Annotated in this window: 17 protein-coding genes; 14 read left to right on the plus strand and 3 right to left on the minus strand. The window is 29.2% G+C overall.

Annotated features, from left to right (window positions below; genetic code table 11):
* Nucleotides 1-325: 325 nt before the first annotated feature.
* The 9 genes from BUB83_RS19765 (at nt 326) to BUB83_RS19805 (ending at nt 8,140) form a co-directional block, all read left to right on the plus strand.
* Nucleotides 326-556 (plus strand): glutaredoxin domain-containing protein, encoded by a 231-nt coding sequence (locus tag BUB83_RS19765; RefSeq protein WP_073340836.1) that lies wholly within the window; start codon nt 326-328, stop codon nt 554-556.
* 573 nt (nt 557-1,129) lie between these two features.
* Nucleotides 1,130-2,542 carry an anthranilate synthase component I gene (trpE, locus tag BUB83_RS19770; protein WP_084133726.1) on the plus strand — a complete coding sequence of 471 codons (1,413 nt, stop codon included), beginning with the start codon at nt 1,130-1,132 and terminating at the stop codon, nt 2,540-2,542.
* Nucleotides 2,539-3,111: an anthranilate synthase component II gene (locus tag BUB83_RS19775; RefSeq protein ID WP_073340838.1), complete on the plus strand. Its 573-nt coding sequence runs from the start codon at nt 2,539-2,541 to the stop codon at nt 3,109-3,111. The genes trpE and BUB83_RS19775 overlap by 4 nt, the downstream gene beginning before the upstream one ends.
* A gap of 47 nt (nt 3,112-3,158) precedes the next feature.
* Nucleotides 3,159-4,172 (plus strand): anthranilate phosphoribosyltransferase, encoded by a 1,014-nt coding sequence (gene trpD, locus BUB83_RS19780; protein WP_073340839.1) that lies wholly within the window; start codon nt 3,159-3,161, stop codon nt 4,170-4,172.
* Nucleotide 4,173: 1 nt separating this feature from the next.
* On the plus strand, nt 4,174-4,959 hold the full coding sequence (trpC, locus tag BUB83_RS19785) for an indole-3-glycerol phosphate synthase TrpC (protein WP_073340840.1): 786 nt from the start codon (nt 4,174-4,176) through the stop codon (nt 4,957-4,959).
* Entirely contained in the window at nt 4,956-5,564 is a 609-nt protein-coding gene (locus BUB83_RS19790; protein WP_073340841.1) for a phosphoribosylanthranilate isomerase, read from the plus strand. The genes trpC and BUB83_RS19790 overlap by 4 nt, the downstream gene beginning before the upstream one ends.
* Complete coding sequence (gene trpB / locus BUB83_RS19795) at nt 5,551-6,744, plus strand: tryptophan synthase subunit beta (RefSeq protein ID WP_073340842.1); 1,194 nt, start codon at nt 5,551-5,553, stop codon at nt 6,742-6,744. The genes BUB83_RS19790 and trpB overlap by 14 nt, the downstream gene beginning before the upstream one ends.
* The gene (gene trpA, locus BUB83_RS19800; protein WP_073340843.1) at nt 6,744-7,526 is read left to right on the plus strand and encodes a tryptophan synthase subunit alpha; all 783 of its coding nucleotides are present in this window, start codon (nt 6,744-6,746) and stop codon (nt 7,524-7,526) included. Before trpB ends, trpA begins: the two co-directional genes overlap by 1 nt.
* Nucleotides 7,527-7,690: 164 nt before the next feature.
* Nucleotides 7,691-8,140 carry a GNAT family N-acetyltransferase gene (locus BUB83_RS19805; RefSeq protein WP_073340844.1) on the plus strand — a complete coding sequence of 150 codons (450 nt, stop codon included), beginning with the start codon at nt 7,691-7,693 and terminating at the stop codon, nt 8,138-8,140.
* 51 nt (nt 8,141-8,191) lie between these two features.
* Here the strand turns inward: BUB83_RS19805 and BUB83_RS19810 are convergent, their stop codons facing one another.
* On the minus strand, nt 8,192-8,545 hold the full coding sequence (locus BUB83_RS19810) for a P-II family nitrogen regulator (protein ID WP_073340845.1): 354 nt from the start codon (nt 8,543-8,545) through the stop codon (nt 8,192-8,194).
* 22 nt (nt 8,546-8,567) lie between these two features.
* A complete protein-coding gene (locus tag BUB83_RS19815) occupies nt 8,568-9,779 on the minus strand; it encodes an ammonium transporter (RefSeq protein ID WP_073340846.1) in 1,212 nt (403 codons plus the stop codon).
* 300 nt (nt 9,780-10,079) lie between these two features.
* Here BUB83_RS19815 and BUB83_RS19820 point away from each other — a divergent pair, with 300 nt between their 5' ends.
* The 3 genes from BUB83_RS19820 to tpx all read left to right on the plus strand — a co-directional run bounded on the left by BUB83_RS19820 (nt 10,080) and on the right by tpx (nt 13,007).
* Complete coding sequence (locus BUB83_RS19820; protein WP_073340847.1) at nt 10,080-11,876, plus strand: MutS-related protein; 1,797 nt, start codon at nt 10,080-10,082, stop codon at nt 11,874-11,876.
* Nucleotides 11,877-11,949: 73 nt separating this feature from the next.
* Nucleotides 11,950-12,375, plus strand: a complete 426-nt coding sequence (locus BUB83_RS19825) for a staygreen family protein (RefSeq protein WP_073340848.1) — start codon at nt 11,950-11,952, stop codon at nt 12,373-12,375.
* 122 nt (nt 12,376-12,497) lie between these two features.
* Complete coding sequence (gene tpx, locus BUB83_RS19830) at nt 12,498-13,007, plus strand: thiol peroxidase (RefSeq protein ID WP_084133727.1); 510 nt, start codon at nt 12,498-12,500, stop codon at nt 13,005-13,007.
* A gap of 81 nt (nt 13,008-13,088) precedes the next feature.
* Here tpx and BUB83_RS19835 read toward each other — a convergent pair whose 3' ends face one another.
* On the minus strand, nt 13,089-14,021 hold the full coding sequence (locus BUB83_RS19835; protein WP_073340849.1) for a D-alanine--D-alanine ligase: 933 nt from the start codon (nt 14,019-14,021) through the stop codon (nt 13,089-13,091).
* Between the two features lie 308 nt (nt 14,022-14,329).
* On the opposite strand from BUB83_RS19835, the gene BUB83_RS19840 reads away from it, so the two are divergent.
* Both BUB83_RS19840 and BUB83_RS19845 read left to right on the plus strand, forming a co-directional pair.
* Nucleotides 14,330-15,085, plus strand: a complete 756-nt coding sequence (locus BUB83_RS19840; RefSeq protein WP_073340850.1) for a YdcF family protein — start codon at nt 14,330-14,332, stop codon at nt 15,083-15,085.
* Between the two features lie 19 nt (nt 15,086-15,104).
* Nucleotides 15,105-15,731, plus strand: coding sequence for an MBL fold metallo-hydrolase (locus tag BUB83_RS19845; protein ID WP_073340851.1), 627 nt, complete (start codon nt 15,105-15,107; stop codon nt 15,729-15,731).
* The last annotated feature ends 425 nt before the right edge of the window (nt 15,732-16,156 follow it).

Consider the following 16,156-nt stretch of genomic DNA (forward strand, 5'->3'; position numbering starts at 1 on the left):
GCGTAATGTTTTTGAAGATTTGATAATACAAAGTTTTGATAAGATTCATGAGAAACATATTTAGGTTTCATTTGTAACACCCCAATCACAGTTAGTAAAGGAAATAATCCCTTCAATGCGATTATTGGGTTGATTTTCAAAAGTCAAGTGTTTTTTTGAGTTTTAATAATATTTTTTAGAAGTGAAATTTCCAATTTCACTTTAAGAAAATAAAAAACTTCCTACTAAAAGTAGGAGGATTACAACTAAAGTGTTTTGAGGAAACCCTTAAAACATAACACTCGGTTAATTCCGAGAGTCTATCTAATTATGAGGAGGAAAAATAATGATTAAAGTTTATTCAACACCAACATGCCAATGGTGCGTAAAAGCAAAAAAATATTTAGACTCAAAAAAGGTAGCTTATGAAAGTGTAGACGTATCTTCTGACCAAGCGGGTGCTGAAGAAATGATTAAATTATCTGGGCAACAAGGTGTGCCAGTTTTAAATATGGATGGTAGAATCATAATTGGATTTGATAAAGCTGCTATTGATGAAGAACTAGACAAAGCCTAATAAAAATTTTAACACCTGAATTTATATGTTTTTAACACCTAAATTTAGGTGTTTTTAATAAGAAAATATGTATTTTAATAATAAAATATGTATTTTTATTGACAATATTTATTTTGAAGTGTATAATAATGTAAAGTAAATAAATAAAAATCTTTGATTGGGAAAGTAAGTATGGAATTTGTTTTAGCGAGTCGGCGTTTGGTGGAAGGTCCGATAACATTGAACATAAAGAAATGGGCCCAGGAGATGTTAGGTGAACTAGAGTAGCCGTTACCGTGACCTTACGTTATAAAGGTAGAATATCAAGAGTGTCACTCTTTGTATTCGATAAAGATATTTATGTTTTGGTGGTATAACGAAATTACTATGTTTCGTCCTTGATGGATGGAACATTTTTTTATTTTTTTATAGTATTTAGCATATTTAAGTTGGGTGGCACCGTGAATAAAAATTCGCCCCAAATGAGAAGGTTATAAATCTCGTTTGACAGTGCAGCTAACCAACAAAAGCCTTCTTATAGAAATATAAGAAGGCTTTTGTCATTAAAAGATTAAAAATCAGGGGGTAATTATATTGAAAGAAAGAACAATTTTAATTCCTTATACTAAGAAAATTTCTGGGGACACAGAAACACCAATAACTTTATTTCAAAAAATTGTAGGGAATAAAGTAGGATTTTTACTTGAAACAAGCGATTTAGAAAATGGAAGGTATTCTTTTATAAGTAGAAACCCTTATGGGAAAATTATTTGTAGAGGAAATGAAGTTACAGTTTTAGATAGAGATAATGAAAAAAAAGTTATTGGAAAAGTAATGGATGTGGTTAGAGAATATTTTGATGCTTATCAAGTAGATAACGATACAAATATTCCATTGATAGGTGGAGCTGTAGGAAATATAGCTTATGACATAATAAGACAGTATGAAAAACTTGAGGATATCAATGAAGATAAAGTACAAACACCAGATACAGAATTGATGTTGGTTGATGAATTGTTAGTTTTTGATCATTTTCATAATGAAATAATTATAGTTGCATTAAAAGAAAATAATGAAAAAGGAAAAGAAGAAGCAGAAAAAGTATTTGCAGTTTATGAAGAAGAAATATATATGGACAGTAACATTCAGGGTAATTACTCAAGAGAATGTGAAAACCTTAATCTTGCAGAAAGTAATACCACTAAAGAAGAATTCATCAATATGGTTGAAAAAGCAAAACAATATATTTATGAAGGGGATATATTCCAAGTAGTGTTATCGCAAAGATGGAAAATTAAAACTGAGGAAAATCCATTTAATATATATAGAAGATTAAGAAGATTAAATCCATCACCTTACTTATATTATTTTAATTTTGGTGAGTATCAAATCGTAGGAAGTTCACCTGAAATGCTAGTGGAGTTAAAGGAGAATAATGTGGAAACTTGTCCTATAGCAGGTACTAGAAAAAGAGGAGAAAATCAAGAAGAAGATTTATTTTTAGCAGAAGACTTACTTTCAGATGAAAAAGAAAAAGCAGAACATGTAATGTTAGTAGATTTGGCTAGAAATGATATGGGAAGAATTGCTGAAATAGGTTCAGTAAATGTTAGTAGTTTTATGAAAGTTAAGAATTTTTCTCATGTTATGCATATTGTATCTTTAGTTGAAGGTAAGCTTGGAAAAGAATACGATGAATTTGATGCTTTATCTAGTTTTTTACCGGCAGGAACTTTATCAGGAGCTCCTAAAATAAGAGCAATGGAAATAATTGATGAGTTAGAAAAAGAAAAAAGAGGCTTTTATGGAGGGTCTACTGGATATTTTGGATTTGATGGAAATATGAATATGTGTATTACTATTAGAACTATGATGACAAAAGATGGATTTGCTTATTTGCAAGCAGGGGCAGGAATAGTTGCTGATTCAGATCCAGAAGCTGAATACGAGGAAACAAGGAATAAAATAAATGCATTAGTTAAAGTGGTGGGGAGGTTAGAAAAATGATTTTATTAATTGATAATTATGATTCTTTTACTTATAACCTTTATCAATACTTAAGTACTTTCGATAAAGTTAAAGTTGTTAGAAATGATTGTATCACTTTGAAGGAAATAAAAGAAATGAAGCCAGATAGAATAGTAATTTCACCAGGGCCTAAAACTCCTGATGAAGCTGGAATTTGTATAGATTTAATAAAAGAGTTTTATAAGTCACTTCCTATTTTAGGCATTTGTTTAGGGCATCAAAGTATAGGGCAGGCTTTTGGAGCAGAAATTGTTTATGCAAAAAAACTTTGTCATGGGAAAGCGGATAATATAAGTCATTCAAACAAAGGTATTTTTAAGGATTTACCAAGTCCTATGCAAGGAGCGAGATATCATTCTTTATCCATTAAGGAAGATACATTGCCAGAAGAATTAGAAATTTTAGCTACTGTGAAAGATGGAGAGATTATGGCAGTTCAACATAAGGAATATCCTTTAGTTGGATTACAATTTCATCCTGAATCAGTTTATACACCAGAGGGAATGAAATTACTTGAAAATTTTATGGCTATGAGAGTAAGTGGATAGTAAATATTGAGTATATGATATTTAAAAATTAAAAGGGGGGCTTTTTAATGTTAAAGGATAGTTTATTAAAACTAGTTGATAAAAAAGATTTGTCACAGCAAGAAATGATGGAGGCTGTGGAAGAAATAATGCAGGGACAGGTTAGTGAAGCTTTAATTGCAAGTTTTCTAACAGCTTTAAAGTTAAAAGGTGAAACTGTTGATGAAATAACAGGTGGAGCTAAAGCTATGATTAAAATGGCTGAAGGTATTAATGTGGGGAACTTTAATACTTTAGATACTTGTGGTACTGGAGGAGATAAAAGTGGCACCTATAATATTTCTACTGCATCAGCTTTTATATGTGCAGCAGCAGGGGTGAAAGTTGTTAAGCATGGTAATAGATCTGTTTCTAGTTTGAGTGGTAGTGCGGATGTTTTAGAGAAACTAGGAGTTAATATAAGCTTGACTCCAGATAAAGTAGCTAATTGTATTGAAGAAACTAATTTAGGATTCTTGTTTGCACCTACTTTTCATAGTGCTATGAGATATGCGGCTCCAGTAAGAAAACAATTAGGGTACAGAACAGTATTTAATATTTTAGGGCCTTTAACTAATCCAGCTAGAGCTAAAAATCAAGTACTAGGGGTATTTAGTGAAGAGTTAACAGAGGTTATGGCTAATGTTTTAAAGAATTTAGGAGTGGAATCAGCTTTGGTAGTTCATGGGATGGATGGATTAGATGAAATTACTTTAACTTGTGAAACAAAGGTAACTGAATTAAAAAATAATGAGATAAAAACTTATTATATTAGTCCGGAAGACTTTGGTATAGAAAGAAAGAATTTAGATTCAATTAAAGGTGGTAATGCAGAAGATAATTCTTTGATTATAAAAGATATTTTTAAAGGAAAAGAGGGAGCTAAAAAAGATATTCTAGTTTTAAATGCAGCAGCTGGTTTATATGTGGCTGGTATAACAAATAGCTTAAAACAAGGTGTAGAAAAAGCAAGAGAGATAATTGAAAGTGGTTTAGCTTTAAATAAATTAAATGAGTTTTCAAAGTTTACAATGGAGGTATAAGATGATTCTAGATGAAATTGTAGAAAGAAAGAAAAAGGATTTACAAAATAAAAAATTTCTATCTATTGAAGAATATAAAAAAGCTGCAAAAGAAGTACCGGCTAAAAATAGTTTTTACCAAGCATTAAGTAAAAAAGAACTATCAATCATTGGAGAAATAAAAAAAGCCTCTCCTTCTAAAGGAATTATAAAGCAAGACTTTTTTCCTTTAGAAATTGCCTCTGAGTATGAAGCTGCTGTAGATGCCATATCCGTTTTAACAGAGGAAAACTATTTCCTAGGAAATTTATCAATATTAAAAGAAGTTTCAAGATCAAATAAACTACCTTTATTAAGAAAAGATTTTATTATTGATGAAAGAGAAATATATGAGGCAAAAATCTCAGGAGCAAGTGCAGTTTTGCTTATAGTTGCCATATTAGAAGAGGAAACATTAAAGGAATTTATTCAGCTTACTCAATCTCTTAACATAGATGCTTTAGTTGAAGTTCATGATGAAGAAGAAGTTGAAATAGCAATAAAAGCAGGGGCAGATATTATAGGTATAAATAATAGGAATTTAAAAGATTTTTCAGTAAGTTTAGAAACAACAAAAAAACTTAGAAAGCTTATTCCAGAAAATATTTTAGTTGTAAGCGAAAGTGGAATTCATGAAATAGAGCATATTAAATTTCTTTCGCAATGTAATATAAATGCAATTTTAGTGGGAGAAAGTTTTATGAGATGTGAGGATATTAAAGTTAAAGCAAAAGAATTCAAAAGCAACTATAAAATGGAGGCTTTATGAAAATTAAAATTTGTGGTTTAAAAAGAATAAAAGATATAGAAATTATTAATGAGAATTATAAAGATGTTGATTATATTGGATTAGTTTTTGCTGAAAGTAAAAGGAAAGTAGATAAAGAATTAGCAAAAGAACTAATAGATAGATTAAATCCAAAAATAAAAACTGTAGGTGTTTTTGTTAATTCCAAACCAAAAGAAATAAATAATATTGTTGATTATTGTAAACTGGATGTAGTTCAAATGCATGGAAGTGAGTCTGTTGAAGATTGTTTGAGGATTAATGCGTCTGTTTGGAAAGCTTTTAAAATAAAAGAGGAAAGTGATTTAAATCTTATTAGCGAGTATGAAGAATTTTATGGGATTTTATTAGATGCTAAGGACCCAGGTTCAGGTGGAAGTTTCAATTGGCATTGGGCTGAAAAGCTAAATATAAAAAATAATCTTATTTTAGCTGGAGGAATTAATAGCGGTAACGTAATACAAGCAATGGATATTATTAAACCAGATATTGTAGATATTAGTTCAGGGGTAGAATTAGATGGTTATAAAAATTCAGAAAAAATAAAAGAATTTATAAGAAAGGTGAGAGAATATGAAACTAGATAGAAAATTTGGAGAATTTGGTGGACAGTATGTACCGGAAACATTAATGAATGCACTTATAGAATTAGAGGATAATTATGTAAAGTACATGGATGATGAGGATTTTATAAAAGAATATAAATATTATTTAAAACAATATGTGGGAAGACCTACTCCTTTATATTTTGCTGAAAAGCTAACAAAAGAATTAGGTGGAGCTAAAATATATTTAAAAAGAGAAGATTTAAATCATACAGGAGCACATAAAATTAATAATGTTTTAGGCCAAATTCTTTTAGCTAAAAGAATGGGTAAAAAGAAAATTATTGCTGAAACTGGCGCAGGACAACATGGGGTAGCTACAGCTACAGGGGCAGCATTATTCGGTATGGAATGTACTGTATTTATGGGTGAAGAAGATATAGAAAGACAAAGATTAAATGTTTTTAGAATGAGACTTCTTGGTGCAAAAGTTGAACCAGTAACTTCTGGAACCGGAACTTTAAAAGATGCAACAAATGAAGCTATTAGATATTGGGTAAAAGCTATTGAAGATACATTTTATGTTATAGGTTCTGTGGTTGGGCCTCATCCATACCCAACAATGGTTAGAGATTTTCAAAGAATAATAGGTGATGAAACAAAGGAACAAATTCTTGAAGTAGAAGGAAGACTTCCAGATACAATAATTGCTTGTGTTGGTGGAGGAAGTAATGCAATGGGGATTTTCCATCCTTTTGTAGAAGATAAAGAAGTTAAATTACAAGGTATTGAAGCGGCAGGGTTAGGTATCGAAACAGGGCAACATGGAGCAGCGATTGTTGGAGGTAAAGTTGGGGTTTTACATGGTATGAAAACTATGCTACTACAAGACGCGGATGGACAGATCACACCAGCGTATTCTATTTCAGCAGGACTTGATTACCCAGGAATAGGACCCGAGCATTCATATTTAAATTCTATAAAAAGAGTAGAATATTTAAATGTTACAGATGATGAAGCTGTAGAAGCATTTCAATACTTGAGTAAGGTTGAAGGAATAATTCCAGCATTAGAAAGTGCTCATGCTTTAGCTTATGCTATGAAAGCAGCACCCTTGTATGACAAAGATAAAATTATTGTAGTTAATTTATCTGGTAGGGGAGATAAAGACGTAGAAGCTATATCTAAAGTTATAAATAAAGATGAAGTGGGGGAAGTTTAATGAATAGAATATATGCAAAATTTGATGAATTAAAGAAGAATAATGAAAAAGCTTTGATTACTTATATCACAGCAGGAAGTCCATCACTTGAATGTACAGAAAATCTCATTTATGCTCAAGAAAAAGCAGGAGCAGCCATAGTTGAAATAGGAATTCCTTTTTCTGATGCTTTGGCAGATGGGCCTATAATACAAAAGGCTGCAGAAGATGCTTTAAGAAAAGGAACTACAGTAAATGGAATCTTTGAGGTTATTAAGAAAGCAAGAAAAAATACAGAAATACCTTTAGTATTTCTGGTATATTACAATACTTTATTAGCTTATGGAGTAGAAAAATTTGTTGATAATTGTTGTGAATCTGGCATAGATGGATTAATAATTCCAGATCTACCTTATGAAGAACAATATGAGGTAACACAATTCCTTGAAGATAAAGAATTAGCACTTATACCTTTAGTCGCACCAACTTCAGAAGACAGAATAAGTAAGATTGTTGAAAATAAAAAAGGCTTTGTATACTGCGTTTCTTCTTTAGGGGTTACGGGAATGAAGGATGGATTTTATGGGGATGTTGAAGCTTACTTAAAAACAGTAAAAGAGCTAGCGGATATTCCTATAGCAGTTGGTTTTGGAGTAGCTTCAAAAGAAGATGTTAAGAAGTTTGCACCTCATGTAGATGCAGTAATAGTAGGGACAGCTATTGTAAAATTAGTAAGTGAAACAAATGGAGATGCTGAGAAGTTGATAGAGTTTATTGAAGAGTTGAAAGATGGACTTAAATAGAATAATAAAAGTTGAAATTAAATAAAACTTTTTGCTAAAGCAAAGGGTTTTATTTAATTATAGGCTAGATTTAAGAATAGTGTTTAACACTTGAAAGTTACATAAATATTTGTTATGATTTTCGAATATATGTATATTTTTACAATATCAAAGGAGGATATAACATGGAATTGAAAGATTATGAGATTCTAGGAGATGGAGAGATTGATATTATTATATATAAAAAAAATAGCGGAGATATTTCAAAGGGAAGGGTACCAGAGTATAAGTTCAAAATAGTACTACACAATACTGATACTGTAATTGGACATATTAATTTAAGATTAGGAAATTCAGAAAAAGTATTAAACTATATAGGTCACGTTGGATATGGAATTGAAGAACAGTATCGAGGAAATAAATTTGCTGCAAATGCTTGTAATATTATTAAGGAAGTAATTAAAGACCATTTAATGAATAAAGTGATTATCACATGCAATCCACACAATTATGCATCAAGAAAAATTTGTGAAACTATTGGAGCAAAATTTATAGAAATTGTAGACATACCAGAAACTTCGGATGCTTACTCAGCAGATGAGACTCAAAAATGCCGTTATGAATGGATAGTATGATAAATATATAAATAAAAAAGAATTCCCCACATTTTGAGGGAATTCTTTTAACTATTTTAAAGCTGCTTTATCACGTTCGCCAGTTCTTATTCTAACAACAGTACTAACATCATATACAAAAATCTTACCATCACCTATAGTTCCAGTATTCAGTATTTTTTCAGCAGTTTCTATAACTAATTCTACAGGAACAGTGGACACAACTATTTCTACTTTAACTTTAGGAAGTAAATTCATTTCATAAGGAACTCCTCTATAAAATTCAGTTACACCCTTTTGTGTTCCACATCCTAATACTTGAGTCATAGTCATTCCTTGAATACCAATTTGATTTAATGCTTCTTTAAGTTCTTCAAATTTATTACTTCTTGTTATAATCTCTATTTTAGTCATTTTATCCGCCATTAAAAAATCCCCCTTTTTCCTTTTATAGATCAATATAAGCAGAAATACCATGTTCCATGGCATCTAAACCACGAGCTTCCTCATGACTTTCAACTCTTAGTCCATAGAATTTGTCGATAAGTTTAAAAGTTATATAGGATAAAGTTAAAACTGTTAGTGCAACTATACATACTCCTAAAATTTGAATTCCAAGTAAGCCGAATCCACCACCATAGAATAATCCACCATCTGTTGCGAATAAACCTATGCATATAGTTCCTAATGTTCCACAAACTCCATGAACAGAGATAGCACCTACAGGATCATCAATCTTTAATTTTGTATCAATATATTCTACCGCAAAAATCATTACTATACCAGCTACTATTCCTATAAAAATTGCACCAAAATATGAAATCATAGAAGCACCAGCCGTAACACCAACTAAGCCAGCTAAAGCGCCATTTAAAGTAAGACCAGCATCAGGCTTTTTATATCTAATTGTACTAAAAAGCATAGATGATAATGTAGCAGCAGAACCACCAAGTAATGTAGTTATAGCTGCATGAGCAGTTAATGGAGATGTAATATCAAGTGTACTACCAGGATTAAAACCAAACCATCCAAACCAAAGAATTAAAACACCAAGTGCTCCTAATGGTATATTGTGTCCAGGAATAGCTTTAATTTTACCGTTTTTATATTTGCCATCTCTTGCTCCAACTAATTTTGCTCCCATTAATGCTGCAAAACCTCCAACAGCATGTACAGCAGTTCCACCAGCAAAATCTCTAAATCCCATTTGGCTTAGAAAACCACCACCCCAAATCCAATGTCCTACTAATGGATAAATTAAAGTTGTAGCAATAACACAAAAGATTATATAAGCTAAAAACTTTGTTCTTTCTGCCATAGCACCTGAAACTATAGTAGCACAAGTAGCTGCAAAAATCGCTTGAAAGAAAAAGAAAACTTCAAAGGAAATTCCAGATACTGTATCAGGCGTATTTAATAACATAAATCCACTAGTACCAAAAATATTAAAAAAACTCTCTCCATACATAATACCATATCCAACAATAAAAAAGCCAATAACACCAATAGCAACTGTAACAAAATTTTTCATTATAATATTTACTGCGTTCTTGCTTTGTGTAAATCCAACCTCCACCATTGCAAAACCAGCATGCATCAAAAACACTAAAATTGATGCTATAAGTACCCACATTGAATTCATTACTAAGTTCATATCCATTTTTTAGTCCCCCTTAAAAATAATTACGCTAAAAACTTGTCGGTTTTTTTAACATAATGGCAATAAAAACATTTTTTGATTGATAAATAATCAATAATTACGTTACAGTTATTATATTATCAATTAATGCATAAGTCAATTAAAAAAATGATAAAAATATGCAGAAAATATTTACATATGTCAAGTCAGTGGTAAGGACTTTATTTTTTTAAAAAGTAAATAAAAATCTGTAGTTATAAAAATATTTATTATATGTTATTATTTATAAATAGATAAAAGTATAAATTTGGGAGTGGTATTATGAAAGAAAAAATATACGATAAAAGAATGAAAAGATATGAAAATTTAAAATCAAAACAAAAACAAACCATTAATTTTTACAGTGTTTTAAGATTGGTGATATTTATTTCAGCTATTGTGCTAGGCTTGATTTTTTTAAAGCAAGATAATTATATGTTTTTTGGAATTACTGTATTAATATTTTTAATATTTTTTTTGGTTGTTGCTAAAAAACATAGTGTTTTAATAGCTAAACTAAAATTATGTGAATCTCTCATATCAATAAATAAAAAATCACTTGAAAGAAAAAAAGGAAAGTGGAAAGGATTCAAAGATCAAGGAAGTGAGTTTGTTGATGAAAGCAGCAATTTCACATATGATTTAGATATATTTGGTAAGAACTCTTTATTTCAGTATATAAATGTTACAAAAACCTTTTATGGAAGACATGAATTGAAGAATATATTATCAGAATTTCCAACAAATAAAGAAAAGATTATACAAAAACAAGAAGCAGTAAAAGAATTAGCTTTATCAATAGGGTGGAGACAAAAGCTACAGGCTTTGCCATCAATAAGTGAAGAAAATATAAAATCACCTGAGGAATTAGTGATTTGGAGTAAAGAGAAAATTGATTTTTATGAAAGTAAAAGTGTAAACTTCTTGGTTATTATTTTGCCTTTAATCACTATTTTATTTGGGGTACTTCATTTCATTTTTAATTTGATACCATACACTGTACCGGCTATTTTGTTTATAATCCAAATAGGGATAACAGGGTATAAATTTGGAGAAAGAGCAGATTATTTAAATGAATTATTTAAATATAAAAGGGATATAGAAATCTACTGGCATATGATAGAACATATAGAAAAAAAAGATTTTAATAGTATATATTTAGAAAAGTTAAAAGCTAAGTTAGTAAATAATAAAAAAGAAACATGTGGAAAATCAATGAAAGAATTTAATAAAATAGTAACAAAAATATCTGATCGCAGAAATATGTTTTATCTGATAAAAAATTTAATTTTTCTTTCTGATTATAAAGTGTGTAAATCTTTAAATAAATGGAAAAACAATTCTGGTGAAAATCTTCAGCAATGGTTGCAGGTGATTGGAGAATTTGAGGCTTTGTCAAGTTTATCTATAATAAATTTTGACAATCCAAACTGGACCACCCCTGAATTTACAGAAAAAAAGATTATTAAAAGTGAAAAATTAGCTCATCCTTTAATTACTAGCAATAGAATTAGTAATTATATTTCTATAAGTGAAGAATCCCCCGTATTATTGATTACAGGATCAAATATGGCGGGTAAAAGTACATATTTAAGGACTATAGGAATTAATCTTGTGCTTTCATATACAGGAGCTGCAGTTTGTGCAAGTAGCTTTACATGTCCTCTTTTGAATATATATTCTTGTATGAGAATAAGTGACGATATAGATCAGAATATATCATCTTTTTATGGAGAAATTATTAGAATTAAAAAAATTATTGATGCCGTTAATAGAAATGAAAAAGTATTTTTTCTTTTGGATGAAATTTTTAAAGGAACCAATTCTATTGATAGACATACAGGTGCTATTTCTCTTGTAAATAAGCTTGAAAAAGTTGGAGCGGTAGGATTAGTTTCAACCCATGATTTAGAGCTAGGGGAACTGGAAAAAACATCAAAAGGAAAGATTAAAAATTATCATTTTGAAGAATATTATAAAGATAATAAAATTTATTTTGATTATAAATTAAAAAAAGGCATAAGTAAAACTAGAAATGCTTCATACTTAATGAAAATGGCGGGGCTTCAGGTTGATTAAAAAAAGCCTTCACAAATTAGTGCTTTTATAATAATATAATAAAAGTACTAATTTTGTAGGTGAATAAATAAAAATGATTAATGATGAAAAAATTAAAGTAATATTTCTACCTGGAAGTTCTAAAACTAAACCTGTAGTTCCTAGACATTATACATTTTTGTGTGGAGATGTTAATAAACCAAAGGAGTTGTATATTGGTTTAAGTTATAACTATGAAAGAATAGGTTTTTTACAACAGGAGATACTAGCAAAGTGGACGTTTGAAAATAAAATCTATGGTTTGAATATCTATTATGTGGTTAATGAAAATACTTCAGAAGAATATCAAAAAAATAAATTATTTGAAACTATTAATATAATTCAAAAGGCAGATAAAGAATTTATTGATAAATTTACTAATCAAAATTTTCCGGAAATTTCAGTTTATTTCTTCGATAAGAATTCAAATTTATTAAGAGAAGAAAAACATGAATTTTTTAAAGATAATAGTTTGATTTAAATAATTTTCAATTTGAAACTTTCTAAATAATTGATTTTTTTATTGACAAGAAAGAAAATCTGGAGTATGATAAGAATAAATATTAACGGATAATAAATATCAATTACTTAGGAGGCAACATTATGGAAAAAAGAACAGGTTTTATGACTCTTGGAGGAAATCCAGTTACATTGCTAGGAAAAGAAATCAAGGTAGGAGATAAAGCACCAAGTTTTACTGTTTTAGATAATGCTTCTAAACCAGTGACTTTAGAGGATGCAAAAGGAAAGAAATTAATTATAAGTGTTGTTCCATCTGTAGATACACCAGTTTGCTCAGCTCAAACAAGAAGATTTAATGAAGAAGCAGCAAAAATGGATGGAGTAGAGATATATACTATCAGCGTAGATTTGCCCTTTGCACTAGCTAGATATTGTGCTGCAGAAGGAATTGATAAAGTAAAAACTTTATCAGATCATAAAGAATTATCTTTTGGAGAAGCTTATGGTTTTGTAATTGAAGAAGCAAGACTTCTTGGCAGAGGTATTGTAATTGTAGATGAAGAGGGAACAGTTAGATATGTAGAATACGTAAAAGAAGTATCTAACTATCCAGATTATGATAAAGCTTTAGAAGCTGTAAATAGTTTATAAATTAAGGAACAGTAAAAAAGGTATTTCAATACGAAATACCTTTTTTATTGATTTAAAACACATTTATGATAATTACATAGTTTAGTACCTATCTATCATTAATGAATATTCTATGATTTTATCTAATAATTCATTAAAAGGAATACCATAAGCTTTGGCGCTTTTAGGAATTAAACTATTCTCTGTCATTCCAGAAAGCGTATTAATTTCTAATACATAAATCTCACCGCCACTGATTATCATATCAATTCGAGCGTAAACCTGTAAACTAAATTCTTTCCAAATAGTTTCTGCTATTGTTTTTACTTTGTTGTGGAGGGTTTTTGGCAATGATATAATTTTTTCCTCTACCCCATTTTTAGAATATTTAGACTCATAATTAAAAAAACTAGCTTCAGGCTTAATGCCTATTATTGGCAATACTTCTCCGTTCAATACACTGACGGTTATTTCTTCACCATGGATAAAATCTTCAATAATTACATCTTTATCAAATTTAAAGGATAAATCAATGGAATTTAATAATTCTTCTTTAGTATTTACAACAAAAATACCAATACTTGAGCCGCCTTTGTTGGGCTTTACCACCAAAGGGAAAAACTTTTTATCTAAATTAAAATCCTTCATAAAAAGATTTTTGTCTTCATAGGAGTTGTAAACATCTAGCTTAATGTGTATCCACCCTGGAGTTTCTATTGCACAATTTTTAAATATGATTTTACTCATAATTTTATTCATACATAAAGCACTAGCAAAAATTCCACATCCTGTATAGGGTACATGCATAGTTTCTAACATAGCTTGTATTTTACCGTCTTCACCAAATTCTCCATGCAAGGCAATAAATGCAAAACTTAAATCTCTAATTTGATCGATTAATTGAAATCTAGTGTTTATTGGTATAGGAACCACTTCATATTTTGTTTTGTCCAAGTTTTTGATAACTTCGTTTCCAGTCATGAAAGAAATTTCTCTTTCCATAGAGTCTCCACCCATAATAACACCTACTTGCATAAGATTACCCCCCTTAACTTAATAATTTGGTTGAATATTTATAAAGCAATAAACCTTCATTAATAATATAATAAATAAAGTGGTATAAAATTATGAATTTATCATTAAATGCCAGTTATATTAATACATTATATAATACATTTCGCTTTTTTCCAACTAAAATATATAGAATATAAAGTTAAATGAAATATTAAATTTCTCTTATTAATAGTTTGATTATTAATAAGAAGTAAAAGAGTATTTAAAACTTAGTAAAAGTGGAATATAATTAACATATTGATATCTTAAGAAAATAAGAAGGAGGAAAAATGATATATTTTTTAAAATTTATATACAAAACATTTATTTTGCCGCCAGGAAGTATAATTCTATTATTATTAATATTAAGTTTCTGGGGTTTTAAAAGGAAAAACAAGCTTTCAAAATTTATTTGTGCAATAGCAATACTATTATATATATTCTCAACATATTTTATAGCAGATAGCTTAATGAGTTCTTTAGAAAAAAAGTATACACCAAAGGACAACGTAAGTGGAGATGTAATTATTATGCTAGGAGGAGGAGCTACATTAGATACTCCTAATATTAATGGGGTAGGACACCTTTATGGCAGCGCCTCAAATAGATTATTAACAGTGGCACAATTATATTATAAAATCAAAGTGCCTATTATTGTTTCAGGTGGACAAGTTTATGATTTTACTGGAAATGAAGCAGACATTGCAAAAAGAATACTAATTAATTTAAATATTCCTGAAGAAGTAATAATTACTGAAGATAAAAGTTTAAATACTGATGAAAATGCGGAGTTCACAAAGGAACTATTAGATAAATATGGATTTGAAAAGCCTATTCTTGTTACATCTGCATTTCATATGCATAGGGCTTTAATGGGATTCCAGTCAGTAGGCGTAAGTTTAGAACCCTTTCCTACGGATTATTACACAAATATAAAACGAAGCTATTCTATATATCATTTTATACCAACGGCAGATGCTTTGCATGAATCTAGTATTGCTCTTAAGGAATTTGTGGGTATATTAAAAGAAAAGATTTTACCCTAATTTATAAGGAGGTTTTTTTATGTATATTAAGCCAATAAAAACTCAACAAGTAACAGAAAATATTTATGCTGTTAGAACTTTAATTTCAAATTTTTATATCTATACCAATAAAGAAAATACTATATGCTTTGATACTGGTTATAACAAAATAATAATTAAAAAAGCATTAAGAAAAATAAATATTGAAGCTGATTCTATTTCTCATATCTTTTTAACACATTCAGATTATGATCATGTGGGAGGAATAAAAGTATTCAAAAATGGACAAGTATATATTTCTAGTAAAGAAGAACAGATGATTACTTATAAGAAACCAAGATTATTATTTATTTTTAATAAAAAAATAAAAAAAAATTACAAAATGTTAAAAGATGGAGATGTGATTTATATAGGGGATATAAAAGTAGAATCTCTTGAGACACCAGGTCATACCATGGGTTCAATGTCTTATTTAGTTAATGATAGTATTTTATTTACAGGAGATACTTTGAGCATACAAAACAATAAAATAAAGCCTTTCTTTTGGTTACAAAACATGAATACAAGATTGCAAAAAGAATCCATAAAAAAGCTTTTAAAAATAGATACGATAAAATTAATATGTACAGGGCATAGTGGATATTTAGATAATGGCAAGTTGCGGTAATAATTCAGAGAAATTATGTTTAGGTTTTAACTAACAACTAGAATAAATTTCTAGATAACTACAATATACAGAGGGAATTGAGAAAGGAATTGATTATATTAGAAATACTCCAGAGGTAAGAGATATTTTAATAGACTCTCGGAATAAATTGAAAATAACATTAAAAAAAGTAATAAATTAACTGGGAATTCTATTTGTGTTCTAAAAGTAGCTTAATTTAGTATTCAATTTGTAAAAAAGGGCATGGCAAATAAACCTACGAGGTTGAATTTTTTTTAAATTCTTTAAAACCATAGATTAGTTAAAAATAATTTTTTTAAGATCTAAAGAATCATTATTATGGCTCTGCCAAGCATCAATGTGCTGGCACATCATGATTGCATAAGTACGGATATACCACATTTTAGTAGAACGATGGCGACCAT

The organism is Clostridium grantii DSM 8605 (assembly GCF_900129965.1).
Taxonomy (GTDB): Bacteria; Bacillota; Clostridia; order Clostridiales; family Clostridiaceae; genus Clostridium_AF; species Clostridium_AF grantii.